This window comes from Paenibacillus phocaeensis (assembly GCF_900021165.1).
In the GTDB taxonomy this organism is placed as follows: domain Bacteria; phylum Bacillota; class Bacilli; order Paenibacillales; family Paenibacillaceae; genus Fontibacillus; species Fontibacillus phocaensis.
On record NZ_FCOQ01000007.1, the window covers coordinates 96,091 to 122,075 of the forward strand.

Annotated in this window: 20 protein-coding genes, 1 pseudogene and 1 riboswitch; of the genes and pseudogenes, 8 read left to right on the top strand and 13 right to left on the bottom strand. The window is 56.6% G+C overall.

Annotated elements, in window-relative coordinates:
* Positions 1 to 125: 125 nt before the first annotated feature.
* The 3 genes and pseudogenes from BN3795_RS24840 to BN3795_RS01800 form a co-directional block, all read right to left on the bottom strand.
* Positions 126 to 329: pseudogene (locus tag BN3795_RS24840) on the bottom strand (hypothetical protein); the annotation flags it as partial.
* A 145-nt stretch (positions 330 to 474) separates the two neighbouring features.
* On the bottom strand, positions 475 to 843 hold the full coding sequence (locus BN3795_RS01795) for an MmcQ/YjbR family DNA-binding protein (protein ID WP_068783042.1): 369 nt from the start codon (positions 841 to 843) through the stop codon (positions 475 to 477).
* Positions 844 to 1,681: 838 nt separating this feature from the next.
* Positions 1,682 to 2,383, bottom strand: coding sequence for an SDR family NAD(P)-dependent oxidoreductase (locus BN3795_RS01800; protein ID WP_068783043.1), 702 nt, complete (start codon positions 2,381 to 2,383; stop codon positions 1,682 to 1,684).
* Between the two features lie 526 nt (positions 2,384 to 2,909).
* Here BN3795_RS01800 and BN3795_RS01805 point away from each other — a divergent pair.
* Complete coding sequence (locus BN3795_RS01805) at positions 2,910 to 3,284, top strand: hypothetical protein (protein ID WP_068783044.1); 375 nt, start codon at positions 2,910 to 2,912, stop codon at positions 3,282 to 3,284.
* A gap of 61 nt (positions 3,285 to 3,345) precedes the next feature.
* Here the strand turns inward: BN3795_RS01805 and BN3795_RS01810 are convergent, their stop codons facing one another.
* The 3 genes from BN3795_RS01810 to BN3795_RS01820 form a co-directional block, all read right to left on the bottom strand.
* Positions 3,346 to 4,152, bottom strand: coding sequence for a protein-glutamine gamma-glutamyltransferase (locus BN3795_RS01810; protein WP_068783045.1), 807 nt, complete (start codon positions 4,150 to 4,152; stop codon positions 3,346 to 3,348).
* Positions 4,153 to 4,323: 171 nt separating this feature from the next.
* Complete coding sequence (gene pyk, locus BN3795_RS01815; protein WP_068783046.1) at positions 4,324 to 5,739, bottom strand: pyruvate kinase; 1,416 nt, start codon at positions 5,737 to 5,739, stop codon at positions 4,324 to 4,326.
* Positions 5,740 to 5,796: 57 nt separating this feature from the next.
* The gene (locus BN3795_RS01820) at positions 5,797 to 7,614 is read right to left on the bottom strand and encodes an APC family permease (RefSeq protein ID WP_068783088.1); all 1,818 of its coding nucleotides are present in this window, start codon (positions 7,612 to 7,614) and stop codon (positions 5,797 to 5,799) included.
* Between the two features lie 155 nt (positions 7,615 to 7,769).
* Positions 7,770 to 7,945, bottom strand: a riboswitch (cyclic di-AMP (ydaO/yuaA leader).
* A gap of 260 nt (positions 7,946 to 8,205) precedes the next feature.
* Here BN3795_RS01820 and BN3795_RS01825 point away from each other — a divergent pair.
* Positions 8,206 to 8,559, top strand: a complete 354-nt coding sequence (locus BN3795_RS01825; protein WP_068783047.1) for an ArsR/SmtB family transcription factor — start codon at positions 8,206 to 8,208, stop codon at positions 8,557 to 8,559.
* A 39-nt stretch (positions 8,560 to 8,598) separates the two neighbouring features.
* Here the strand turns inward: BN3795_RS01825 and BN3795_RS01830 are convergent, their stop codons facing one another.
* From BN3795_RS01830 to BN3795_RS01845, 4 genes are all read right to left on the bottom strand, one after another.
* Positions 8,599 to 9,717, bottom strand: coding sequence for a threonine aldolase family protein (locus BN3795_RS01830; protein ID WP_068783048.1), 1,119 nt, complete (start codon positions 9,715 to 9,717; stop codon positions 8,599 to 8,601).
* Between the two features lie 166 nt (positions 9,718 to 9,883).
* On the bottom strand, positions 9,884 to 11,164 hold the full coding sequence (locus BN3795_RS01835; RefSeq protein ID WP_068783049.1) for a methyl-accepting chemotaxis protein: 1,281 nt from the start codon (positions 11,162 to 11,164) through the stop codon (positions 9,884 to 9,886).
* A 210-nt stretch (positions 11,165 to 11,374) separates the two neighbouring features.
* Positions 11,375 to 12,493, bottom strand: a complete 1,119-nt coding sequence (locus BN3795_RS01840) for a mechanosensitive ion channel family protein (protein ID WP_068783050.1) — start codon at positions 12,491 to 12,493, stop codon at positions 11,375 to 11,377.
* A gap of 58 nt (positions 12,494 to 12,551) precedes the next feature.
* The gene (locus BN3795_RS01845; protein WP_068783051.1) at positions 12,552 to 13,436 is read right to left on the bottom strand and encodes a LysR family transcriptional regulator; all 885 of its coding nucleotides are present in this window, start codon (positions 13,434 to 13,436) and stop codon (positions 12,552 to 12,554) included.
* Between the two features lie 122 nt (positions 13,437 to 13,558).
* On the opposite strand from BN3795_RS01845, the gene BN3795_RS01850 reads away from it, so the two are divergent.
* Complete coding sequence (locus tag BN3795_RS01850) at positions 13,559 to 14,650, top strand: YeiH family protein (RefSeq protein WP_068783052.1); 1,092 nt, start codon at positions 13,559 to 13,561, stop codon at positions 14,648 to 14,650.
* Here BN3795_RS01850 and BN3795_RS01855 read toward each other — a convergent pair.
* On the bottom strand, positions 14,640 to 16,373 hold the full coding sequence (locus BN3795_RS01855; RefSeq protein ID WP_068783053.1) for a methyl-accepting chemotaxis protein: 1,734 nt from the start codon (positions 16,371 to 16,373) through the stop codon (positions 14,640 to 14,642). The genes BN3795_RS01850 and BN3795_RS01855 overlap by 11 nt on opposite strands.
* A 185-nt stretch (positions 16,374 to 16,558) precedes the next feature.
* On the bottom strand, positions 16,559 to 19,192 hold the full coding sequence (locus BN3795_RS01860; protein WP_068783054.1) for a cation-translocating P-type ATPase: 2,634 nt from the start codon (positions 19,190 to 19,192) through the stop codon (positions 16,559 to 16,561).
* A 245-nt stretch (positions 19,193 to 19,437) separates the two neighbouring features.
* Between BN3795_RS01860 and udk the strand changes: the two genes are divergently transcribed.
* From udk to BN3795_RS01880, 4 genes are all read left to right on the top strand, one after another.
* Positions 19,438 to 20,061, top strand: coding sequence for a uridine kinase (udk, locus tag BN3795_RS01865; RefSeq protein ID WP_068783055.1), 624 nt, complete (start codon positions 19,438 to 19,440; stop codon positions 20,059 to 20,061).
* Positions 20,062 to 20,274: 213 nt separating this feature from the next.
* Positions 20,275 to 22,029 carry an ABC transporter ATP-binding protein gene (locus tag BN3795_RS01870; RefSeq protein WP_068783056.1) on the top strand — a complete coding sequence of 585 codons (1,755 nt, stop codon included), beginning with the start codon at positions 20,275 to 20,277 and terminating at the stop codon, positions 22,027 to 22,029.
* Positions 22,019 to 23,854, top strand: coding sequence for an ABC transporter ATP-binding protein (locus BN3795_RS01875; protein ID WP_068783057.1), 1,836 nt, complete (start codon positions 22,019 to 22,021; stop codon positions 23,852 to 23,854). The genes BN3795_RS01870 and BN3795_RS01875 overlap by 11 nt, the downstream gene beginning before the upstream one ends.
* A gap of 119 nt (positions 23,855 to 23,973) precedes the next feature.
* Complete coding sequence (locus BN3795_RS01880) at positions 23,974 to 24,654, top strand: SGNH/GDSL hydrolase family protein (RefSeq protein WP_068783058.1); 681 nt, start codon at positions 23,974 to 23,976, stop codon at positions 24,652 to 24,654.
* A 249-nt stretch (positions 24,655 to 24,903) separates the two neighbouring features.
* Here the strand turns inward: BN3795_RS01880 and BN3795_RS01885 are convergent, their stop codons facing one another.
* On the bottom strand, positions 24,904 to 25,116 hold the full coding sequence (locus BN3795_RS01885) for a DUF378 domain-containing protein (protein ID WP_068783059.1): 213 nt from the start codon (positions 25,114 to 25,116) through the stop codon (positions 24,904 to 24,906).
* Positions 25,117 to 25,317: 201 nt separating this feature from the next.
* Here BN3795_RS01885 and BN3795_RS01890 point away from each other — a divergent pair, with 201 nt between their 5' ends.
* Positions 25,318 to 25,953 (top strand): hypothetical protein, encoded by a 636-nt coding sequence (locus BN3795_RS01890; RefSeq protein WP_068783060.1) that lies wholly within the window; start codon positions 25,318 to 25,320, stop codon positions 25,951 to 25,953.
* The last annotated feature ends 32 nt before the right edge of the window (positions 25,954 to 25,985 follow it).

Here is a 25,985-nt window from a genome sequence, read left to right on the forward strand (position 1 = left end):
TTGTGGCAAGCGTTAGCGGATAGCCAGCACCACTCGGGGTTGCAATTTGATTCGCTATTGCAGTTGCATTCTCGGTTGCGGTTGCATCCGCAGTCGCTAAGGTCAGCGGGATACCAAGTCCACCCGTTCCGGTTGCGCCAGGTCAGCGACTTCACCGCCGTGCGGAAATGCGCTTCCGCTTCGGCGATCCGCCCCGGCGCAGCAGCAGCGTCCCGTAAGCGACGTTAATGCGGATGTCGCCGGTATCGTGCTTCAATCCCTCCAGGTAGCACGTACGCCTCCATCTCAAACGTAGCATGACGGTACTGCTCCAGATGCGGATCGGCCATTTTGACGAGGCGGTTCCGCTACCTGGCCGGGCGGCTGACGGAGAGCGTCACGCTCCCCGAATTGGCGGAGCAGGCCGGGCTGTCGAAGCAGCGTCTCGCCTACTTGCTTAACCGCGAGGCAGGCCTCCTGCCCGAGCCACGGACATTATCCGCCGATCCGCATCAGGACTGCCTCGCGAGCCGCTTTCGTCAGACCGCCGAGTACCAGATCATAAGAATGGTCAATCATCGCCCGCACATCGTCCAGCGGCAAGCTGCCGTCCACCGTGACCGTATTCCAGTGCTTCTTATTGAGGTGATATCCGGGCTTTACGCAAGCATGCTGCTCCCGAAGATTCGCTGCAATCACGGGATCGCATTTCAGGGAGATGCTCGCTGCCGCATCGTCGGATGTTACCGGGAGTAATGCAAACATTTTCCCTCCGACCTTCATAACCGCCGTTTCCGGACCAAACGGATATTCCAGGACGGCCCCTTTTTTGGACAAACCATAGGCAACCAGCTTCTGATACACGTTCCTTCCTCCTTACTGCTCGCATGGTATTTGGTGTAACTATAGCATGACAGACAAGCGGGGAAAAGCGCCACGCCCCACATAATACCCATATTATTCCATATGATAGCTGGGGGGCAGTCGGTAGGTGGGGATGGTGTGTATAGTGAGGGAGCGAACGGTGAGAGGTACTCGGTGGGGGGTGTATGAGGAGTGGGTACGGAAATTTTGTATGGAAGGTGTGCGTGGAAGTTGTGTACGGGGATGTAAAGTGTGTGGGGTGGGGGCTAGAGTATAGAGGTGCGAAGTGGCAGAGTTTAGAGGACGGCGAACATAGCGGTAAAAAAGGGCCTTATTACTCCTCCTAAGGCTAATTCCATAAAAATAAGACCCCAAAAGGGCCTTATTTACGCAAAACCAAGGTAAAACCAACTAGAATGGGGCTCCTGCCACTGAATAGCGGTAAAAAGTTCCCTTATTTATCGCAAAAAGGCCCTTTCGGTTGAAATAAGGCCATAAAATACCGCTATCGCGAGCGACAGACAGAGGAGCCGCACCATGCACCACACCATACCATACACCACATACCATACACCACTCACCACACACTCACACCAAGATGACGGTTATTACGCGTCGCGCTTCAGGTGCTTCCTCCCTCCGGGTGACGGCGGACCGCCTGCGGCGGTGCCCTCCACCCGGATGGGAGCCGCCCGAGGGGACGGCGTCAACACCCTCACCGGACGACGGATCGGGAATGCGGGGTGGGAAAACCACCCCGCATTCCCGGTGTCCGGTGTCCGGTGTCCGGCCTCCGCCGTCCCCTCCCGCGTCCCGCGGCCCACGTCCCGCGGGATCCCTACAGCGGCATCGCCTTCCCGTCGATGCCGATCATCACGGCGCCGGTGTCCGCCGCCAGCTTGCCCTCGGCCAGGTCGAGGATCGACCTCGCCGAATCCAGCGGGTCGCCCGGCGCCTGGCGGCCGCCCATCGGCGTGCGCATCCAGCCCGGGTGCATGGCGAACACGCGGAACTCCTGCGGCACCAGCTCCTTGCGCAGCTGGGCGGTAAAATAGTTCAGCGCCGCCTTGGACAACGCGTACGGATAATCCCCGCCGTACGCCCCGGCCAAGCCCCCCGCTTCCGAGGATACGTTCAGGATGAACGGCTGGCGGCCGGCTCTGAGGAGCGGCAGGAAATGCTTGACCATCTTCATCGGGCCGTAGAGATTGGTGCGGAACGTATTCTCCACCGCGGCGAATTCCAATCGCTCGATCGACTGTTCCCGCGCCAGCAAAATTCCGGCATTGTTGATCAACGCATCAACCGCTCCCCATCTGGCCGCGATCGCCTTTTGCGCCTCGGCAATCGAAGCCTCTTCGTCCACATCCAGCTCCAGCAGCATCAGCTTCCCCGGCGCGCCCGCCTGCCGTTCTTCCAACGCTTCCACGTTGGTATCCAACGAGCGAATGCCGGCGGCCACCTCATGTCCGCGCCGCAGCGCTTCCCCTACGATTTCCAGGCCAAGCCCCTTTCCTGCTCCCGTCACGATCAGTTTCATCTTCCTACCTTACCTCCTCTAGGGTCCATAACTTACCCATTCCCCGTTTGAATCCGTTTACATTTTGCCGAAGTGTAAACCGCCTACTTGTCGTTCTCCAGCCGCTCGATCCACCGCTTCAGATCCCGCGTGTCATCCAGATCGGCATCGCGCCCGCCCGGGTATTCCCCTTTTGGCATCAGCGTCATGACGCGCCCTTCGAGCAGTTGAATTCTCTCCTCCAGGAAGTCCCGCCAAGTGCTCGAATGCTCATCCGGTTTGATCCGTTCTGCGATACGGATTCGCCGCCCCCTGACGAGATCATTCCGATTTGCGTAATCGCCCGGGTACCCAACGGTTGTTTGTCCAGGTGCGGTCGCTCCTCCGGAAATGCCGTGGTGAGCACATGGCTAATGCACCCCCATTCTAGCATATTCAGAAGGATTCCGGTACAAGTCGCTGTGGCAAAATCGGGTCAAGAACCTACGGCACAAATGCCCATCTCCGCGAATATACTGCAGCAAGAACAAAGGAGGAATGGATTCGAATGCCTAATATGTATTCGCCTTATGGCGGCATGCCAAACCAAGTAAGTCCAATGAGCCAGGAGCCGATGGGGTACGACCACAAGAAACAGATGGCCGAGATGTGTAAAAAATATCACCACCATCTGATGCAAATGGAAGGTTCCGACGGCAGAATGTATGAAGGGATTATCGACGGAATGGACGACGAACACGTCTATCTTCTCGTTCCGGTCGGGGATATGGAGGAGCGGGGATTCGGATTCCCTTATGGCGGTTATCCCTTTGGCGGAGGCTTTGGTTACGGCTTCGGTTACCCGCGCCGCTTCCGCCGCTTTATTCGGCGGCCTTACCCGTTTTTCTTCTTCAGAAGATTGTTCTTCCCTTATTTCTTCTAAAAAAGAGAAACCAGCCAGCAACAAGGCCTCCTGCCATCAGCAGGAGGCCTCGTCTGCTTAATTAAACCTGGCCGAAATCCCTGCCTTGCGGCGCGCGATGTCGGTAAACCGTGTTGCCGATCCGGGCAAACACTCCCCTCAGGGATCGGATATGCTCGTAGTTGGGGTAGATCATCGTATCCATCAGATACGCCGATCTTTGGCTGCCGGGTTTCCTGCGCCGGTTCAGCGCCTCAATGATCCCCGAAGAAGAGCGAATGCCGATGCCGTGGCCATAATAGCGGTCTTCGCCCAGCATGATCACGTTCTCCCCTTGCCATTCCGGGGTTTCGGGATTATGATCCGGATTCTTGAAATAGAGAATATCCCCGGGATATGGACCCAGCCGCAGGCTGCCCTGACGAAATCCCAGATCGCTGTCATACTGCCAATCGTATAGAAACAAGTTGGTAAAATACGTATTAAACGCCCGGCTGCCGATTTGATCCAACACGGCTTTATACATCACGATCATCATCGCCATGGAGCACTCAAAGCCGTAAAGCGGCCCGTTGCGATAAATATCCTGGATCGCCTCAGCCGGCGGCACGGCGTTTCTTAGTCGGAATCCTCCTTCCTCCGTGCGGCTCCAATACATTTCATTGCATCTGGACCTGCGGTAGACGGCAAATTGGACACCGCTCGCTTGAAGCGCCAGGGCCGAATCAACGATTGAATTTCGCAGGCTCAGTTCAAACAACAGCTCTTCCAAAGAGCCGTAACGATAGGGCACGGGGCTCCTCTCTTGGGCCTGCACGATTTCTCTTTGCAGCGGCGGCAACATCATTTGAGATAACTGTCTTTTATCTTTTGGCGGCAGAAGGATCAAGCCTATTTCCCTCCTTAGGTTTTGTCGGATGAATCTAGGTTAGTGTACGTGCGGAAGCCCGAATTGGTGCCCGCCCGGCCGCATTCAATCTGCCTTTTCCAGAAAATCCAGACGCAGACGCAAACACCCCCAAGCCGTATCCATTGGCTTGGGGGACGCTTTTCGCAGTATTCACACCTGTTGGATTTGAATCAGATTCGTCGTTCCTGCCTGCCCCAGCGGCAATCCCGCCGAGAAGACCACGATATCGCCTTCCTGAACGTAGCCCGTGCGGCGAGCGCTGTCGATCGCCGCGGCCAGCATTTCGTCCGTCGTCGTAACCGGACCGCCCAAATAAGGGAATACGCCGGACAACAAGATGAGTTTGGTCACGACATGCGGGTGGTGGGCAATCGCCAGAATTGGCGCCTTCGGCCGGTATTTCGAGACCATTCTGGCCGTAAAGCCGCTTTCGGTCGAGGTGATAATCACTTTGGCGTTCAGTTCCAGGGACGCGCTGACCGCTCCTTGGCTGATGACTTCCGTGATATCGGTGCCGTGCAGCCTTCTACGCCGGTTGAACGACTCCCCGTAATCGATCATGGATTCGGCCTTCCGCGCCACGGCAGCCATAGTCCGCACCGCTTCAACCGGATACTTCCCGGCGGCCGATTCCCCGGACAACATCACAACGTCGGCTCCCTGCATCACGGCATTATATACATCGCTGACTTCTGCACGTGTCGGCCGCGGATGAAGCTGCATCGACTCTAACATATGCGTGGCGACAATTACCGGCTTGCCGGCTGCGTTACATTTGTCGATCATTTCCTTCTGCAGCATCGGCACTTCCTCAACCGGAATTTCCACCCCGAGATCGCCGCGTGCGACCATGATGCCATCCGAAGCTTCAATGATGTCCTCCAGATCGCGAACGCCTTCATCATTTTCGATCTTGGAGATAATTTGCACATGGCCGCCGTGATTCTCCTGCAGAATCCGCCGAACCTCACGAATATCGTCGCCTTTACGAACAAACGAGACGGCGATCATCTCAATCCCGTTCTCCAGACCGAAATGAATATGCCGGATATCACGTTCGGTCACACCGGGCAACGTCGTTTGGATTCCCGGAAGATTCACGCCCTTGTTCGGTTTCAGCTTCCCGCCGCTGACGATACGGCAACGAACCTCATCCCCTTCGGCCGATAGGACGCGCAGCTCAATTAATCCGTCATCGATCAGGATTCGATCGTCGGCCTTAACCACCTGGGGCAACTCGGAATAGTTGACCGAGAGCTTCGCGGCGTCTCCGGGCAGGGGTTCCGTTGTAAGCACGATCTCCTCTCCGGCGATCAGCTCGCAGGAGGGTTCCCGCAATTTGCCGATGCGGACCTCCGGCCCTTTAATGTCCATCATGATCGGAACGAACGTATGCAATTCTTGCGCGGCTTGACGCACCCGCTGAATGCGGGCCACATGCTCCTCCAACTCCCCGTGGGCCATATTCAGTCGGCCAACTGTCATCCCGCCCTGAATCATCTCCTTCAACACGGAGACCGAGTCGCAGGCGGGGCCTAACGTACAAATGATCTTTGTCCGCAGCACCGTGGGACCTCCTTCAATTCCGTTTCGCTTAGTATGCGTCAAGCCGCGAAAAACGAATTATTTTTGCAGATGGTAAGGAACGGTTGCGATGACGATGTCCTTTTTATTAAATAAATAAGCTCTAAGCAAAAGGCTGGATTGATTATGCAAAATATGCTGCCACCAGTGCCGGGGAATAAACTGCGGAATCAGGACGGTGATGTGATCGGTCTCCGCCGTTTTCCATTCCACCGTATCAATGAACTTCATAATCGGCCGGATGATGCTGCGGAAGCTGGAACGAAGCGTGATTAAACGGACTCCCGGATTCCATTCCTCCCACTTTTTCTCCATGCGGTCAATATCCTCGTCGTCAAACCCGACATACACGGCAACAACGTTATCGGTCAGCGATTTGGCGTAGCTTAACGAGTTCATCACGACGCGGGTGACCCCGGCGACCGGTACGACGATCGTGCTGCCTTTAATGCACGGCTTTTCCCTTCCCATATCGATGCGAAGCTGGTCGGCAATATTTAAATAATGGCGGTGAATTTGGTAAAAGATAAACATTACCAGCGGCAGGAAGATAAATACGACCCAGATATGCGAAAACTTGGTGATGATGAAGATCAGCGTAATTCCCAGCGTCGTCAGCATCCCGATCGTATTGATCACGAACCGGAATACCCATCCCTGCGGCTTGTGCTTCAACCACCGAACCATCATGCCAAGCTGCGATAAGGTAAACGGAATAAATACACCAACCGCATACAGCGGAATCAAACTCTCCGTGCTGCCATGGAAGGCGAGAACCAGCAAAGCCGAAGCCACGCCGAGAAAGATGATTCCGTTCGAGAATCCGAGCCGGTCCCCTCTGACCATAAACGCATGTGGCATGTATTTATCTTTGGCCAGCATAAACGCCAGGAGCGGAAAAGCCGAATAAGCGGTATTGGCAGCCAGAAACAAGATCAGTGCCGTAATAGCTTGAATAATGTAGTACATCACCCCGCGGCCAAAGGTGGATTCGGCGATTTGCGAAACTACGGTCGCCTTGGGATCGGGAGTGATGCCGTACCAATAGGCCAGCGTACTGATTCCGATAAACATGGTGCAGAGAATGACGCCCATCATCACTAGGGTAGTTGCGGCATTGCGTTCCGCCGGCTGCTTGAAGTTCGGAATGGCATTCGATACCGCCTCCACCCCGGTTAAGGCCGAACAGCCTGAACTGAAAGCCTTGAGCAACAGAAACAAGCTGATATCCGAGACGGCGGTCCCCATCTCCGGCACGCTGGCGTGAATGCCGCCGGTCATGTATTTGAAGAGCCCCGACAGGATCAGGACGAAGATCGACGCGACGAACAGATAGACCGGAACCGCCAGAACGGAGGCCGACTCCGTAACCCCCCTGAGGTTCATCAGGGTCAACAGCGTGATCATCAGAAGCGCAATCAACACCCTGTGATCATGCAGCATGGGAAAAGCAGATGTTATGGCGTCGGTGCCCGCCGACGAGCTGACCGCCACCGTCAGAACATAATCGACCAGCAGCGAGCCGCCGGCCAAGAGTCCTGTGGGGCGCCCCAGGTTATCCATCGCGACGATATACGCCCCGCCCCCGCTCGGGTAGGAGAAGATCGTCTGCCGATACGACAAGATCAGGATCAGCAACAACCCAAGCACCGCAAACGAGATCGGGATCGAATACCAGACGGCTGAAAATCCCGCCGCCATCAGAACGATCAGGATTTGCTCCGTTCCGTAAGCCACGGACGACAAGGCATCCGAGGACAATACGGCCAGCGCCTTAAGCTTGCTGAGCTTTTCCCCTTCAATTTCGGTACTTTTCATCGGTCTTCCGATCAGTACACGCTTAATTTTGTTCACCATGATGATTCCTCTCTTCATCCTCAAAAATTCTTCTGTTTTTACCCATTCGTAGTCCTATAGAGTCCCCCATCCTGCGGAGAACAACACAAAAAAGCCGCAGGAAAGTTGGACCTTCCCACGGCCGCTTCAAAAATTTCCAAGCGAAAACCGCGACAATTCCCTCTTTCGGACGCTTACGGAGTTAGCTGACGGATTCGGGCACGAAAGCAGCCCTACGCTCTCCGGCCAAGATGGCCCAATGAAGCGATTCACCCCGGAAACCGGCTGTCAGGCTGGTTTCGATTGGTTCCCCCGTTTCTTTACCGAATAAAGAATTCAGCGATCAGGTATTTGTCATATCAAATTGCCACTGATGAATCATACTCCTGGCCACAAAAAGTGTAAAGATGAGTTTAAGGCAAATTGGCGGGGAAAAGGACTCGGCGGCAATCAGGTAAGCGTATACATCATCCTCAGGCGTTGATTCTTTCCGTCGGGCTTGAAATTGCGCGGTGTAGATGCATCGGGTGGCGGTTGGCGAAAACTTTTATATTCCTCTTATGGAATATTCCCAGTTCAATAAGGTATACTCAAGGGAAGGAAGTGAGAACGATGAATCCTGCAACTTTAAGTGCGCTTGCCGAACCTCGCCGTTTGGAGATGGTCGAATTGCTGCGCTCCGGTCCCCTGACGGTGGGAGAGATCGCAGATCGACTCCAAGTCCGGCAGCCGCAGGTGTCGAAACATTTGAAGGTGCTGAATGAAGCCCGCATCGTAGAGGTTGAGCCTGTTGCGAACCGCCGGATTTACCGGCTTCGCCCGGAGCCTCTGCAGGAGCTCGATGCGTGGATCGCTTCGTTCCGAAATTTGTGGGAAGGGCGGTTTGACCGGCTGGACGAATACCTGCAGGAGATCCAGAACTCGGAAACGTCCCCTTCACAGGCTAACATGATGAAAACCCCGTAAGGAGCAGCCGCCTCCTTACGGGGTTTGGGTTTACAAATATTAAGCTGGCGAAAGGCTTCTCAGCTTCTGATCCAGCAGCTCAAAGGTCAGCCGCAGCCGATCCTTCGGCATATCGCTGTAGCGGTCACCGATGTTTACCTCGAAGTGGCTTCCCCCCTCAACCTTCTCCTTAACCACAGGCGTTAAGCCGACTCCGGTTTCCCGATACACCTCAATCAGGATGGGTTCCAACTGCTCCTTGGACACTTCCGAATGGACATGGAACATGTTGGATACCGGGACAACCGGCACAGTCTTCAGATGATGGCACCGGTTGTACAGTTCGGAAAGTTCCTGGGCCTGCCGGTAATATAAGTCCATTTTTCCGATGCGCTGCTCATAATAGTAATCCGCACTCAAAAAATACGGGTACAAACTGATCAAATCACCGCCGTGACGTCTTTTCCATACCTTGGATTGCTTCGTAAATTCCGGTTCGCCGGCCAAGATCGCCCCAGCGATTCCGCCGATGCCTTTGTAGAAGGAAATATAGACGCTGTCGAACAGGGCGCAGACGTCGGCCGCTGTTTTTTGATAGAAGGGAAGGATTTCGAACAGCCGCGCGCCGTCCAAATGCAGCTTGACGCCCTTCTCCCGGCAGTAGTCGGAGATCGCAACCAGCTCGTCGAAAGGCGGCAGTTGGCCGCCGATCTCACGCTGCGGCAGCTCCAGCAACAGGCACGAGACATTTGCGGGCAGTTGCTGAACGTCCTTCAGATCGATAAGCCGGTCCTTGTCCGCGAGGAGGATCGGCTCAAGTCCGTGCAGCTCCTTCAGGCCGTCTTCCTCGTGAATCTCGAGATGGCATAAGGGATGATACGCTACGCGCTTCGACCCTTGCCGGTCGCACCAGATCCGCAGGGCAATTTGCTGCGCCATTGTACCGCTGGGAAAAAACACCGCCGAAGCCTTGCCAAGCACGCCGGCCATCTTCGTCTCGAAGGCCTCCAGGGCTCGGCCCGCACCGTACATATCGCTGTCCATCTCTCCGTCAATGGCGGCCAAAGCCTGCTTCAGGACCTCCACATTCCGTTTTCCATGGCCCCCTACTTGATAAACCGTTCGATCGAAAGCCGCTTTCAATGTCTTCTTATCCGGTGTTCCTGCGTGTCCATACATCGATCCTCGTCGCCCCTCTCCATGCTGTCTGTATAAACTGTGAGTTCCTGCTTCATTATAGCTCGATTCGGAGCGGGAATCGATGCTGACATGGGCAATAGATGATGAAAAAAAGAACGCCTGCTCCATGCAAGCGTCCTTCCACATCCTTATCAGGGGAGTTGATTTAAAGTTTAAACACGTTGGTTAGCCCGTTCATATTCTCGGACAACTCCACCAGCTGAGTGGAGGTCTTCTCGATATTGCCAAAAATTTTCTCCTGCGTGCCCAGCTGTCCCTGGATCTCGCCGGAAACCTGCAGCCCTGATTCGATGGTGCCGTTTACGTCTTCCAGCGTGGCGGTCATTTCTTCCAGGGAGGCCGCCTGCGTGGTGACCCCGTCGGAGATTTCGGTCAGCATCGCAAAGGTGTTCTCGACATTATCGATGATGTGCTCGATATTGGTCTTCACATTCTCCGATTGCGTTACCCCTTGTTGGACCTTCTCCTCCGTCTGGGCGACTGCAGCCACAACGCTGCCGGTCCGAACGGTCATGTCCTCAACCAAGCTGCCGATTTCCTGCAGGGATTGATTCGTATCCTCGGCCAGTTTCCGGATTTGTCCGGCGACCACGGCAAACCCTCTTCCCTCTTCCCCCGCCCGGGCGGCTTCTATCGCCGCATTGAGGGCTAGCAGGTGCGTCTGTTCGGAAATTTGTTTGATAATGCTGACAACCTCGGTAATTTTCTGGCTCTGCTCCTCTAGTCCAAGCACTTCGCTGCTGACGTGCTTCGTATTTGCCGCCAGCTCATTGATCGCCTCGACGATCGACTCCACCGATTGCTTCCCGCCTTCCGCGGAATGCATCACCGATTGAGCCTGCTCCGCGATTTGGTTAGACAGTTCCGCCGTCGTCTGCGAATGGTTCGTAATCTCGGAGATGGCAACGGCCGTTTGCTTCATGCTGGCCGCATTTTGGGTGAACACGCCCAGCAAATGCTTGACACCCTCATTGATTTCATGCACCTGCCCATTGGCCTGCTCGATGATTCCGTTCAGCTCTTCCGATGATAACGTCACCCGTTCGGAGGAAGATTGGATCGTTGCGATCAACTGTTTCAGGTTATCTCTGGCCTTCTCGAGCGACTGAACCATCTGACCCGCTTCGCCTTGCTGCGTCGTCCGGATCTCAAAGGACAAGTCATTTTCGGCGATTGAATTCGCCAGCTTCACGCCTTGCTTGAGCGGACGGACCAGCAATAATTCGGAGATCAGAGCGGCAAACACCTCGAAAATGACAAAAATGATCAAAGCCTTGAACCCTAAAGAGGGCGTGATGAGCTTAAAGAAATCATGATGCTGGCTGTAAGATAACGTGACGACGAGTGCGGTATTCGAGACGAACATGGCCAAAAAAACGAGCACCATGATCCGAGTCCGAATAGAAATGTTGTGAATTCGATTCATCTTAGCATCACCTGACTTGTTCGTAGTAGTAAAAATGAAAAGTCCCTCTAGTAAAATTTGAAAGAATCCAGGCATCTCCTCCTAGTTGCGAGATAGGCCTTAGGTTCCAAAAATTACATGTGTTGTTCATTATATAGTTCCATTTCACTACAGTCAAATCAGTGCAAACGAAGCTCAAGTGATGGTAAACATACTATCGATGCCTGGAATTCATGCTTCATATCCCCTTATTCCGGCAGCGTCCCTCTCACCAGCCATTCCCGGTGCCGCTTCGAGCATTACGCGATGCGCCGGATAGGCCAGCTTGATCCCCTCCTCCTCCAGCACCTGCATAAAGGCGAGATTCATCTTCTGACGTGCCGTTAAGTACTCGGCCCACACCGTTGAGCGGGTGAAGTAATAGATGAAGATGCCTAGACTGCTCTCGTTGAAATCCGTAAACTTGACCAGAATCGTACCCGGATCGATCTCTTCGTGGTTGCGGAGCAGCTGTTCGATTCGGGCGATGGCAACCGACAGTCGTTCCCGGTCGGAGTCTAAAGCGACGCCAAGTGTAAAGCTGACCCTTCGTTTGCCCATTTGGCTCCAGTTCGTGATCGGCTGATCCGCAAGCGAAGCGTTGGGCACGGTAATCACCGCATCGGCGAACGTGCGGATTTTGGTGCTGCGAAAGGTAATGTCCTCCACCACGCCTTCAGCGGTTGGCGTCAGAATCCAGTCGCCTTTCGCGAAAGGCTTCTCCAGAATGATCACAATGCCTCCGATGATGTTCCCTAACGTGTCTTTGGCCGCCAAGGCGACGGCTAAGCTGCCCAACCCCATGCCGGCCACCAGGCCGTTGATGCTGAATCCCCACTCCGCCCCAATTAAGGTCACGGTTAATAGAACGACAATAATACGCAGGACTTTCGACAAGAATGGAATGAGCATGCTTCCATCGTCTAATCTAATTTTACGGCTAAGTCCCTCCAGCATCACCGAGGATTGAGCGGATAGAATATACATCCCCCAACCGATCAAAGCGATGACGCCGCTGCGGAATAAAGGATCCAAACCTATCGCGATTTCCCAACTGCGCGGCAACAAATATTTGAGCCCCAATTCAAGACCTATCAGAATGAACAACCACCGAAAAGGCCGTTCAAGCACTTGTCTCCATAACGCTCCCCGGTCAGTCGCCGCGGACTTGTTGCGGTCCAGCAGGGAGAACGCCAACTTCACGAACCCTTTGCTCAACACGGCAAATATGGCCACGATTCCGATGGCAATCCCTATATTCATCCATCCAAGCTGACTGAACAAGTCCGAGAATCTTCCCCCATCGTTCATCGGTATAGCACCTCCTTAAAAATAAAGTGCCATTATACCATTAGGTATCGCAGATTGTCTAAAAAGACCGTTGCTCCCGCGCGAGTTCCATGAACACTTCCATTGCTTTGGTGTAAAAAGGCGATGCCTGTGTGACCAGGGAAAACTGACGGTGGTACGGCAAACCTTCCACATCCAACAAATGCAGCGTTCCAAGTACCATTTCCTTACGCACCGCCGCTTTAGACAACAGGCTGATCCCAAGCCCCGCTTCGACCGACTCCTTGATGATTTGCGTACTGCCAAATTCCATGTGCCGCCCCGGTTGAAACTGATGACGGGCAAATAAATGATCCGCCGCTTCGCGTGTCCCGGAGCCGGCCTCCCGCACGATCCAGGTCTCCTCCTGCAAATCGGACAGACGAAGACCCTTCCGCTCCGCGAAACGGTGTCCCGCCGGGGCAACGATGTACATCGCATCCTCTGCGATCGGCTCGATCCGAAAGCGCTCATCCTGAAGCTCTCCTTCGATCATCCCCACATCCAGGCGGCGGCTTCCTACGAGCTCCGCGATCTCCTTGGAATTTCCGATCGTAATCGTAGGTTTGATTTCGGGGTACTCCTCCATAAGCCTCGCCAAAAGATGTGGCAGGACATATTCGCCATAGGTGTAACTAGCACCGATAGACAATTCCCCCCGCGCTGCGTGTTTCATATCATCGATGAGATACTGCATTCGTGCGTACAATCCGGAGATTTCCCGAGCGTGATGATAGACGATCTCTCCCGCCGGGTTCAAGCGCACGTATTTATTGCTGCGGTCCAGCAGCTTCGTTCCCAGCGTCTGCTCCAGCGAACGGACATATTGGCTGACCGCCGGCTGTGTCATGTGCAGCATTTCGGCGGCCCGGGTAAAGCTTTGCTTCTCCGCGACGGTAATAAACACTTCAAGCGCCGGATCCATCCCGTTTCCTCCCTCTATGCATTACATAAGTAATTACTTATCATAATGATTCGTATGATTTATTTTACTTATCATTAAAACCGAATTATGCTTATGAAGCAACTCAACGGAGGTGGATTCGCATGGCAGCTTCCCTATTCCCATTTAAAACCGGGCTCACAACCCCTCAAACTGCGAAAAAAGCCGATCTCCTGATCGGAGGCATCGGCTTTACGCTGGTTATCGCTATGCTTGGCTTCGGACTCGCTCAAATGCCGGGCTTCAACCGGATCGGACAGCTTGCCTGTTCGCTCTTCCTGGCTGTCCTTTACCGTCAGCTCGTCGGATACCCAGAGGCCCTGCGTCCGGGCATCCAGTTCGCTTCTCAACGGCTGCTTCGTCTGGCCATCGTTCTGTTTGGGCTGAAGCTAAACCTGGAGGTCGTGTTCCAGCAGGGTCTACCGCTGCTCGCGCGGGATGTCGCAACGATCGCCTTCAGCATCATCGCCACGCTGCTGATTGGCAAAGGGTTGAAGGCAGATTTCTCCCTCTCCCTGCTGCTGGGCATCGGCACCGGGGTGTGCGGAGCAGCGGCGATCGCCGCCGTCTCCCCCCTCCTCAACAGCAAAGAAGACGATACCGCCGTCGGCGTTGGCCTGGTCGCTATCGTCGGCACGCTGTTCTCCGTGGCCTACACATTTCTTCGTCCGTTGCTTCCGATGTCCGCCCTTCAATATGGGGCTTGGAGCGGGGTCAGCCTGCACGAAATTGCTCATGTCGTGCTCGCCGCGGAACCCGCCGGCCCGGATGCTCTCGCCCTTGCTTTATTGGCCAAATTAGGCCGCGTATTTCTGCTGATACCGCTTAGTTTCCTGCTGATGTATGGCATGCAGCGAGCCCGGAGGAAAGCAGCGCTAAAGTCGAACGCCGGGAGATCGGCAGCCGGAAACGTATCTGAGCCGCGAGCCGCCGTTCCGTTTCCCTGGTTCCTGCTCGGCTTTATCGCTGCCAGCGTCATCGGCACCTATGGGTTTGGCACCTGGATTCCCGTGCCGGATACGGCGCTCCAGAATCTCTCCACCCTGACCGGCTTTCTGCTGACGATGGCCATGGTGGGCCTGGGGCTGAACGTGAACCTGCGGGAGCTCCGTTCCAAAGCGCTCCGGCCGCTTCTAGCGATGCTGATCACGTCAGCCTTGCTGTCCGCCGGAACCTGGCTCTCGCTTACACTTTGAACTTCCCGATCATCGCCTGCAATTCCTCGGACAACTGACTGAGCGCCTCCATGGAAGCCATCATCTCTTGTACTCCCGCGTATTGTTCCTCGGTATGCGCGTAGACTTCCCGGGAGCCGGCGGCGGTCTGCTGAGCCACCCGGTCGATGGTCGAGATCGCCTGAACCACGGCATCGGATTGCGAGGACAACTGCTCGACCTGCCCGGCCACCCGGCCAATCCGTCCGGCCACCTGCTCGACCGCCTGCCGGATGCTGGTGAATACCTCGCCCGCCTGCCGAACCGTGGTTATGCCGGCGGCTACTTCTTGCGAACCCGCGTGCGCCGCCTCGATTACCCGCTCCATCTCGCTGCGCACGCCTTCGACCATCTCGGCCACGCCGGCGGCCGCTGCCCCGGTCTCCGCCGACAGCTTCCGCACCTCCCCGGCAACTACGGCAAATCCTTTGCCGGCTTCACCGGCCCGTGCCGCTTCAATCGAGGCATTCAGCGACAGCATCTGCGTCTGCTTGGCGATGCCGCTGATCAGCTCGGCGGCTTCCGCGATCTGACCGGAGCGGACGCCCAACCGTTCGATGAACGCGCGCAGCTCGTCCATCTGCCGGCGGATCGTCGCCATTTGGGCTGCAGCCGAAGCCACGATCTCCTCGCCGGCCCGGGTTTCTTTCACCGCCGACTCCGATTGCAGGCGGGCATCGTCCGCAAGCCCCGCCATTTCCCGGGCTCCGGCGGCCATTTCCGCGACTTGGGCTACGCCAAGCTCGACGCTTTGCACCTGCTCCTCACTCCCGGCCGAAATGCCGCCCATAATTTCCGAAATTTCCTCGGAGGAGGTCCGGAACTGCTCCGACTGGCGGCGCAGCTGGTCGGCCGACGAAGTGACACGCCCGGCATGCCGCCCCAGATTGCCGATCATCTCCTGCCAGCTGCGTCTCATATAGTTGAAGGCATCGGCTAGTTCACCGATTTCATCGCGGTTTCTCACCGCCGCCTCCGCCAGCGTCAAATCGCCGTCCGCCAAATCGCGGGCGCCTTTCACCATCACCCTCATCGGCTTCACGATTTGCCGGGACAACATCACCCCGGTCAAGACGGCGAACAGGATCGCGCCCCCGCCGCATAACGCGAGTATCCACAAGGTCAACGCCGATTCCTTCTGGAATTCGCTCAGCTTCGCCTGCAGTTCGTTCTCCTGCAGGGTTCGCAGCTCACTTGCCCCCTGAATCATCGTGTCCGACGTCGGTATAGCCCACATGAGGGCTTCCGCTTTCGCCAGATCCGGCTTGCCGGATTGAACGTATTCCCGAACCTTTCCCAACAGGCGGGCGAATGTTGCGTTAGACTCCGATAATGAGGACGCTGCCGGCTCTTGCGCTTTCCCTGCGGAAGCGCTTACGATTTCATTGATCAACGCGCTGAGCTGCTCATTGGCCTCCGTTAGCGGTTGCTCCTTCTCAGCCGACGGCTCTACGATATACCCGAACAGGAGGCTGTTTTGACGCTGCGTCTCGATCTCCAGCTTGGCCACTTGATCCAGAGCCGCTGTATTTTGCCGAAGCAGTTCGGAATAGTTCTCGTCCAGCCGGTTCAAGAACACGTAAGCGACCCCGGCAATGACGCCAACCAGCAGCGATACCGTGATAAAAGCCGCCGTCAGCTTCCGCCCGAGTGAAAATGCATGTCCCCCGTTCCCCCTTCTCCGGGATTTCTCCTGATTCTTCATTTATAATCCCCCCTTGGTTGGTTCTAACGAACAAGGGCCGCCAGACTTGGGATCCGCGGCCGATGCTCCTTCTGTTTATTCACTTGTATCATCTACCAACCGCAGCAGGAGGGGAATTCAAAATTCTCCTCTGTTCTATTAAAATTCTCACCTCTCTGGCATCCGCATCGCTGCTTGCATGGAAGTTACGCCGCCTGCTTCGCCTTCCCGGACCGCAGGAAGATCTTGGCGAGCTCGTTCAGGAGGAGCGGAATCAACGCCAGCAGGATCACGAGCCCCCAGTCGGCCAGGCTGAGGTTTTGCACTTTAAATGCGGCGGCCAGGAACGGGATGGAGATCGAAAGGTACTGCAGCAGCAATCCGGCCACAACCGCCCCCACCAACAGCAGATTGGAGAACACACCGATCGTAAAAATCGACTTGGTCGCACTGCGCTTGGCGAAAGAATAGAACAACTGCGACGCCGCCAGCACAACGAAAGCCATCGTGCGCGCATAGGTCATCACATCCTCCGGAATGTCGGCCGAGCGCAAGCCATAACCATGCTCGCGAAGCCCTACGTAGAAGGCAACCAGCGTCAGCGCCCCGATCAACAAACCGCCTAGCACCGCCTGGATCGCAGCCCCCCCGGCAAAGAAGCTCTCCTTCGGATCACGCGGTTTGCGCTTCATGACGTCCTTCTCGCCCGGATCAACGCCGAGCGCAATGGCCGGCAGCGTGTCGGTGACCAGATTGATCCAGAGGATCTGGGTTGCCAGCAGCGGCAAAGGCCAGAAGAACAGAATCGAAGCGAGAATCGCCACGATCTCCCCAAAATTGCACGCCAGCAGGAACGTCACCGTCTTGCGGATATTGGCGTAGATGTTCCTCCCTTCCCGAATTGCCTGAACGATCGTCGTAAAATTGTCGTCCGTCAGGATCATGTCGCTGGCGCCCTTCGAGACGTCGGTGCCGGTAATGCCCATCGCTACGCCGATGTCCGCGGTCTTCAGCGAAGGGGCGTCGTTCACCCCGTCTCCGGTCATCGAAACGATGTTCCCTTGCGCCTTGAAGGCTTTCACAATCTTCACCTTGTGCTCCGGCGAGACGCGTGCGAATACGCGGATATTGTGGATTCTCTCGGCAAACGCCTCGTCCGAAAGCTCATCGATTTCCGCCCCGGTCATGCTCTGCTCGAGGGAGCTTGCAATCTCCAGCTCCTTGGCGATCGCTACCGCGGTGTTCCGATGGTCGCCCGTAATCATGACCGGCGTAATCCCCGCCCGCTTCGCCTCGCGAATCGAGTCCTTCACTTCGACCCGCGGCGGATCGATCATCCCGACGAAGCCGAGGAGGGTCAACCCCTGCTCCATTTCTTCCGGCGGCAGGATGCGGTCGGTATCCTTATAGGCGGCCCCGAGCACCCGGAGCGCATCGTCCGACATCGCTTCGGCCGCCCGGATATAGCGCTGCTTCAGCTCCTCCGTCAGCGGTACGACCTCTCCGTTCACGACGGCGGAGTTCGAAATGCGCAGCAGTTGATCGATTGCCCCTTTGGTATGGACGCGATAGCCCTCCCGCGTCTGGTTCAGCGTGGACATCAGCTTGCGGTCCGAATCAAACGGCTTCTCCGACACCCGCTTGTATTCCGCCTCCAGCGATTTTTTGAGCAACTGCTGCTGCTCGCCATAAGCCACAAGGGCAATTTCCGTCGGATCCCCGGTACCCTGACCGTTCTCGTAAGTGGCATCAGAGCAGAGGACCAACGTCTTGATCATTTCGATCGGCGCCTCGTCTCCCAGCGGCTCCGCCGTAAAATGCTTGACGACCGTCATTTTGTTCTGCGTGAGGGTTCCGGTTTTGTCCGAGCAGATAATATTAACGGAACCCAGCGTTTCGACCGCCGGCAGCTTCTTGACGATCGCGTGAATACGCGACATACGCGTGACGCCAAGCGCAAGTACGATCGCCACGATCGCCGGCAGCCCCTCCGGGATGGCAGCAACCGCAAGGCTGATCGCGGTCAGGAACAGCTCGAACAGATCGCGTCCCTGGATCAAGCCGATGACGAAGATCACCACGCAGATCCCGATAGCGATATAACCCAGCATTTTGCCGAGCTCTTCGAGCTTTTTTTGCAACGGGGTCAGCTCATGCGTATCCTCATCCAAAATTTTGGCGATTTTGCCCATTTCCGTGTTCATCGCCGTCCCGACCACAACCCCTTCGCCGCGCCCATAAGTCACGAGCGTGGACATGAAGGCCATGTTGCTCTGATCGCCGATCGGGGTCTGGGGCTCGCTGTGCAGGTCTTCGGCATTTTTGTCGGAAGGCACGGATTCCCCGGTTAAGGCAGATTCCTCAATTTGCAGGTTGGCGGTTTCGAGCAGCCGCAGGTCCGCCGGGATGAAGCGCCCCGCATCCAGAATCACGATATCGCCGGGAACAAGTTCCCCGGAATCCATCTCCTTCACCTCGCCGTCACGCCTCACCAGCGATTTGGGGGTGGTCATTTGCTGCAGCGCCTCAATAGCTTTCTCCGCTTTCTGTTCCTGAATGACGCCGATGAACGCATTCAACAAAACAACAGCCAAGATGATGACGGCATCCATGTATTCGCCGACGATCAGCGTAACGATGGCGGCACCGAGCAGCACGTAGATCAGCATATCCTTCAGTTGGGCGAAGAAAAGCGCCCATATGCCGGGTTTCGGCTTGCCTTTGATTTGGTTCGGACCGTACTTCGACAGCCGGCTCCCGGCTTCCCCCGAGGACAGCCCGGCTGCAGGATCTACTTGCAGCTCCTGCAGAACGTCTTCCCGGGTTTGGGTATGCCACATACAGCAGCACCTCTTTACTCAGATTTGACAGGCAAGGACCTACCACTATTGTAAACCAGAACCACGGGAAATTATGAGAAAAAAGGGACGCCCGCGCCCCCTGATATCCCGCCACAAATTTGCCATAATATGAGGGTTCCCGTTTGGGCTCCACAAGATGAAAAAATGCCCGGGCTATGCTACAATACTGGAATGTTAAACGGGAACGTTTAGAGGGATGTATTTCTAGGAGGGTATTTCATTTCATGTTAATTATAGGTATCGCCGGCGGTACCGGGTCCGGAAAAACGACGGTCGCCCGCTCGGTCATCGGTCAGCTGGACACGGATAAAGTCACGTTTATCTCGCAGGACAACTACTATAAAGACCAGTCGCATCTCAGCATGACCGAACGGGAGAAGACGAACTACGATCACCCCTTTGCCTTCGATAACGAGCTGATGGTGGAACACCTGACTCAACTCAAGAATGGACAAGCCGCCTATGCGCCGGTTTACGATTTCACGATCCACACCCGTTCCGAGAAGACGGTCAAGCTGCTGCCGAACAACATCATTATCGTCGAAGGGCTGTTCGTCCTGTACGACGAGAAGCTCCGGGAGATGCTTGACATCAAGGTATTCGTGGACACCGATTCCGACGTGCGCATTCTCCGGCGCGTGCTGCGCGACATGGAGGAACGCGGCCGTTCGATCCATTCCATCCATCAGCAGTATCTCGCGACGGTGAAGCCGATGCATGAAGCCTTTATCGAGCCGTCCAAAAAATACGCCGACCTCATTATCCCCGAAGGCGGGCATAACGAAGTGGGCATTCAAATGCTGACCATCCTGACGGAGAAGCACTTATCCGGCGGATTCAAAGCTTAGGAGGCGCCTTCACCGCAATAACACCTGCACTTTTGCAGGTGTTTTTTTATTTTCGCGGGTTTTCCCGGTCTCAAACTGTATAAATATGCAAAATAACGTGTCCAACGGTTTGATGGATCCAGCGATTCGCAGTATGATTAACCATGTTGAGAACGGATACAAGGAGGGGTGGAAAGAAACGGCTAACTTTTCTGGGAGAGGACGGGATGCTCGATGCGGGGAAAAACCTTGCTGCTTGGCCACATCAAGTCGCATCTGCCGCTGTATTTGACGGCGGTGCTATGCCTGACGGCCGCCAATGTGACGTATTCGTATTTTCCGAAGGTACTGGGAGAGTTCACGGACCACCTCCAGCAAAGCGGGTTAACGAGAGGCGGGGTTGGCCGGTACGCGCTGACGCTGACGGCGATCGCCGTCATCTACGGCCTGTGCTTCGGAATCGGGCAGTACATCAACCATCGCTTGGGCCGAATGTTTGAATTTCGCGCCCGGAGCCAACTGTTCCGGCATTTTACTCAATTAAGCGAGGCGTTCTTCTCGAAACACGGGATCGGCAAGCTGCTCAGCTATGTGATGAATGATGTCACCGGCGTGCGGGAGTCGATCGCGAACGGGTTGAACCAGATGACCAATGCGTCGGTGTTGTTGATCTCCGTCATTACGATGATGACGGTGAGCGATATTCCGGCGCTTTTGATCGTGGTTTGCGTACTGCCGCTGCTCGCCATCCCGTTGATCGTGATCGGGTTCGGCCCCAAAATCCGCGACAATTCGCGAAAGGTGCAGGAGTCGCTGGCGGCGATGACCGAAGCTGCGGAGGAGCAATTTGAGGGGATCAAAGTGACGAAAAGCTTCGCGGTCGAGGAGATCGCCCGCGCCCGGTTCGGGCAAACGGTCGACCGCATCTTGGGCAGCCAGCTGGCGCTGGTGCGGATGAGCTCGCTGTTCCAGGTGCTGCTGCCGTTTACCGGCGCGATATCGATGGCCGTGGCCATCGCCTATGGCGGCCTGCTCGTCGCGCGCGGCGAACTGTCGCTCGGCAATTTCGTCGCCCTGACCCTGTACCTGCGAATGATCATGAACCCGCTTCGGCTCATCGGCAACGTCATCAATTTCATGCAGCGCTCGAAGGCCTCGCTGGACCGGCTGAACCGCCTGCTGGCCGTGAAGCCGGACATCCGGGACGAAGACGGCGCGCTGCCGCTGCCGGAGGATCCGAATAGCTTCGGCATTGACATCCGCGGCTTAACCTTCACCTATCCCGACGCCGGGCGGGCCTCGCTGCAGAACCTTCATCTCCGGCTGGAACCCGGGGAAACGCTGGGGGTGGTGGGCCGAACCGGCAGCGGCAAGACCACGCTTGTCAAGCTGCTGCTGCGGGTATACGATCCGCCCCGCGGCACGATCTTCATCGGCGGCCGCGATGTCCGGGACATTACGCTGGAGAGCCTGCGGACCCGCATCGCTTACGTGCCGCAGGACGGCTTCCTGTTCAGCACGACGCTTCGCGACAATATCGCCTTCTTCGACCGTACGTCGGAGCTGGGCGCGGTCGAAGAGGCGGCCAAGCTCGCCGACCTCTATGATAACGTCGACGGCTTCCCCAACCGATTCGACACCGAGCTTGGCGAACGCGGTCTGACGTTGTCCGGCGGACAACGCCAGCGGACCAGCTTGGCCCGTGGCCTGATCAAGAACGCTCCCCTTCTGCTGCTGGACGACAGCGTAAGTGCAGTGGATGCCGTGACGGAGACGCGAATCCTATCGCATCTGCGGGAGGCCCGAAAGGGGAAAACCACCTTGATCATTGCCCACCGCATCAGTGCGGTGAAACACGCCGACCGGATCCTTGTGCTGGACGACGGACGGATCGCCGAGCAAGGAACGCACGAGCAGTTGCTGCAAGCCGGAGGCTTGTACGCGAATCTGCATCATCTCCAGGAAGGAGGCGACAGCGATGCCGTCTAACCCGGAAAGCGCAGATGCCCGCAAGAAGTACGAGATGACTCCGGCGCAGCGGCGGAAGGCGTTTGCGGCTCTGCTCGCTTATGCGAGACCGCATCGGAAGGCATTTCTCGCCGTATTCGGCTTCGCGTTCCTGGCGATTTCCGCCGACTTGCTGCAGCCGTTCCTGATGAAGTACGCGATCGACGAGAAGGTGTTGTTCGGTGCTCAAGGTCCGAGCATCTTGCTGGGCTTGGCCGTCGCCTACCTCTTGCTCGAGGCGATCAGCGGCTTCTTCTCCTACTGGCAGGCCAACCTGCTGCAGCGAGCCGGGCAGAGCATCGTCGCTTTGCTGCGCAAGGATCTGTTCAAGCAGATTACGCGGCAGTCGATGTCCTTCTTCGACCGCAACTCAGCCGGCGGCCTCGTGACGAACGAGTCCAGCGACACGGAGACGATCAACCAGTTTTTTACCCAGGTACTGCTGAGCCTGGTGCGCGACGGATTATCGCTAATCCTGGTCGTCGTATTTATGTTTGCACTGGACGTCCAGCTGGCCTTAGCTTGTTTGATCCTCTTTCCCATCATTACGATCATTGCTGTCGCTTTCCGGAAATACTTGCGCACCAGTTACCAGCGGGCCCGCTCCCTGCTGTCCAGACTGATCGCGTTTACGGCCGAGAACCTCAGCGGGATGAGCCTGATTCAATCGTTCCATCAGGAAGGCGAGCAGGCTTCCCGCTTCGCGGAACGGAACACCGCGTATCTGCGGGCCAATCTGCGGGAAGTGCGGGCAACCGTGCTGTTCAACCGATCCTTCGATATCCTCGGCAATTTGTCGGTAGCCTTCGTGGTTTGGATCGGCGGCCTCGCGGTGCTGGGCCAACGCATGGAGTTCGGCGTGCTGTATGCGTTCATCAGCTACATCCGTCAATTCTTCCAGCCGATCAACCAGATTACCCAGCAGTGGAACACGCTGCAATCGACGATCGTGTCCGTGGATCGGCTGTGGCGGATCTTCGCCGCCGAACCGGAAGTCCAGGACCCTGCGCCGGAAGAGGCCAAGACGCTGCCCGCCCATGCCGTCCGCGGACGGATCGATTTCAATCGCATCCGCTTCTCGTACACGGAAGGACAGGAGGTACTGCACGGCCTTGACCTTCACGTGCGGGAGGGCGAGTTCATCGGCATCGTCGGCACAACCGGCGCGGGCAAGAGCTCCCTGATGAACCTGCTTACGCGGTTCTATGACGTGGATGACGGCCGCGTTGAAATCGACGGCACCGACATCCGCCGTCTGCCGCAGGCCTCGCTGCATCGCATCGTCGGATTAGTGCAGCAGGACCCGTTCCTGTTCGCCGGGTCCATCATCGACAATGTCCGCCTCTTCCACGAAGACATCCCCCGCGAAGAGGTGATCCGGGCCTGCCGGCGCATCGGCGCTGGCCCAATGATCGCGCGGCTGAAGGACGGCTACGACACCCGGCTGTCCAACCGGGGCAGCGGGCTGTCCGCGGGGGAGCGGCAGCTGATCTCCTTCGCGCGGATCCTGGTATTCCAGCCGAGCATCCTCATCCTCGATGAAGCGACGGCCAACCTGGATTCGCAGACGGAGCAGCTGATCCAGAACGCGCTGAACGTGGTGTCCGCCGGCCGGACGACGCTGGTCATCGCGCACCGGCTGTCCACCGTTCAGCATGCCGACCGCATCCTCGTGATCCAGGACGGCCGCATCGCCGAGCAGGGCACGCACGAATCGCTCCTGGCCCGCGGCGGCTACTATGCGGAACTGGTGCGCCACTCCCGGCAAGGCCGCACAGAACTACAGCACCTGGCGCAGCGGCGCTAACCCCTCGCAAGGGCTGGACCGATCTCTCATCGGGTCCAGCCCTTTTGCATTAAGCCGCACCTCCCCACCTCGTTCGAATACTATACTTGTAAAGTCTAACTTGGGTGGGTGACCGGCAAATGATTTACACCGCGATTGGGGATTCCATTACGTATGGCGACAACGCCTCCTCGCCGAGGCTGTCCTATCCTCATTTAACCGTATCGGCTTACAATCGTTCGAACCCTCGTATCATAAAAGGTTATGTATTGGCCCGGTCCGGCTGGACCAGCGGCAATCTGCTGGATGCCGTGCTGTGGCAAGGCTCGGAAATGATCAAACGCTCCTCGGTCGTATCGGTCTGGATCGGCGGCGTCGATTTGGCAAATGCGGCGATTACTCCGCTGGTGCAGGGCGGGCCGTTTCCGAATATGGAGCAGCTCGTGCAGTTCCGCCGAAATCTGAGCGCCATCCTCGGGCATATCCGCAAAACGAGTTCGGCCCGGATCGTCTGCTGCACGCAATACAATCCGTTCCCGAACAGCTCGATCGCGGTCGAGTGGATCGGCCGCCTGAACCAGACGACCCAAGGCATCGCTGCCGTGTACGGCGCCAAAATCGCACCGGCGCACAAGTGGTTCGAAGGCAAGCAAGCCGAACTGATTGACGGGTACCGGGAGGGCCAGGTGGAGGACATCCTCGGCGGAACGATGCCGATTCATCCGAACGACCGGGGACACCGGGTCATCGCGAACGGGCTTGGACCTGTTCTATTTCCCCAATCGAAGGTTTCTTCGAAGAAGAAGCAGAACGGCCGTTAATGGGCCATTTTTCTTCGACGAGCTGTTGATCCGGGACGAGAAGAATACTTGTTCCTTCGAGGCGTTGTCCGCAAAACTTCATAATCGCTACCCCGAGAAAACCGTACGCCCAGCCCACAGGTTGGAAGTACGGTTTTCTTGTTCATGCCCGTACACGGTACAGTGCCTCCAGCACAACACAAAAAGCTCGGGGTTCAGAAGACCGAGCTTTTGTGCATTCTTGTTGTTGTTTGGGGGAACGGCGGCGGCTTATCTGGCGACTTCGTCTTCTCTCACATCGTTGAAGAACTTAAAGGCGTAGATCGCGCTAATGCCGACGATGGTATAGATCACCCGCGACAGAGCCGCGTCTTGACCGCCGAAAAGATTTGCCACCAAATCGTATTGAAAGAGCCCCACCAACAGCCAGTTTAATCCGCCCACAATCAGAAGCGCGAGCGCTATCACGTTCAATGTTTTCATTCCGGGCCAACTCCTCGGTCGAAAATTTATATTCATTAGATACATTTCCATCTTGCCCAAAATTTATGCAAGTTCAGGCAAATATCACGAATGGACCGGAAAACTGAGGAACAAGCACAGGCATCGCACCAATTTCGGAGTAAGATATATCGAGCAAAACGTCTACCGATACAAAATCTCAAGCATTGAGGTGATCCTTGCATGGCAAGTTCGGCAAACATTCGCAAACGCGCGAAGCAGCTGAAGGGCCAGCCCGTTCGCATTGTTCTGCACGACGGGCGTTCTTATATCGGATGGATCGCCGGGCTGGACCCGAGCGGTCTGCTCCTCTCTGTGCCTCCGCGCGGCAAGAAGAAATCGAAGAAGAAGTCGACCGCCCGCAGGAACAAGGCCCGGGTCTCGGCCTTCCAGCCTTTATTCGGCGGCGGCTTGCCGGGGAGTCCCGGCGCTGGCGGTGCTGGCGGCGCTGGCATCGGCGCTGGCCCAAGCGGCGTCGGGATCCGGCCGGGTGCCGGATGGGGCTACAGCGTCGGCCCCGGATGGGGCTACGGCTTCAGCGGGGGGCCGGGAAGACCCGGAGGATATGGCTTCACAGGAAGCCAAGGACCGGGGAGAAGACCCGGATTTAGCGGCTTGGGCAATGGGGCCGGCGGGGAGCCCGGCGGCGGAGCGCAGGAGCCGAGCGCGGGTGGCGAAGACCCCGGAAGACCCCGCCGCGCAGGAATCTTCGGCATGGTGCAAAAGGTGCAGAAATACATGCCGTTGATGAAGATGGGCTATAACGCCATCAAATCGATCATCCCCCTGTTTAACGGCATCAAGGCTTTGATGGTGTAATCTGAGGCAGTCGTCCTTCCCAGGCGGCTGCC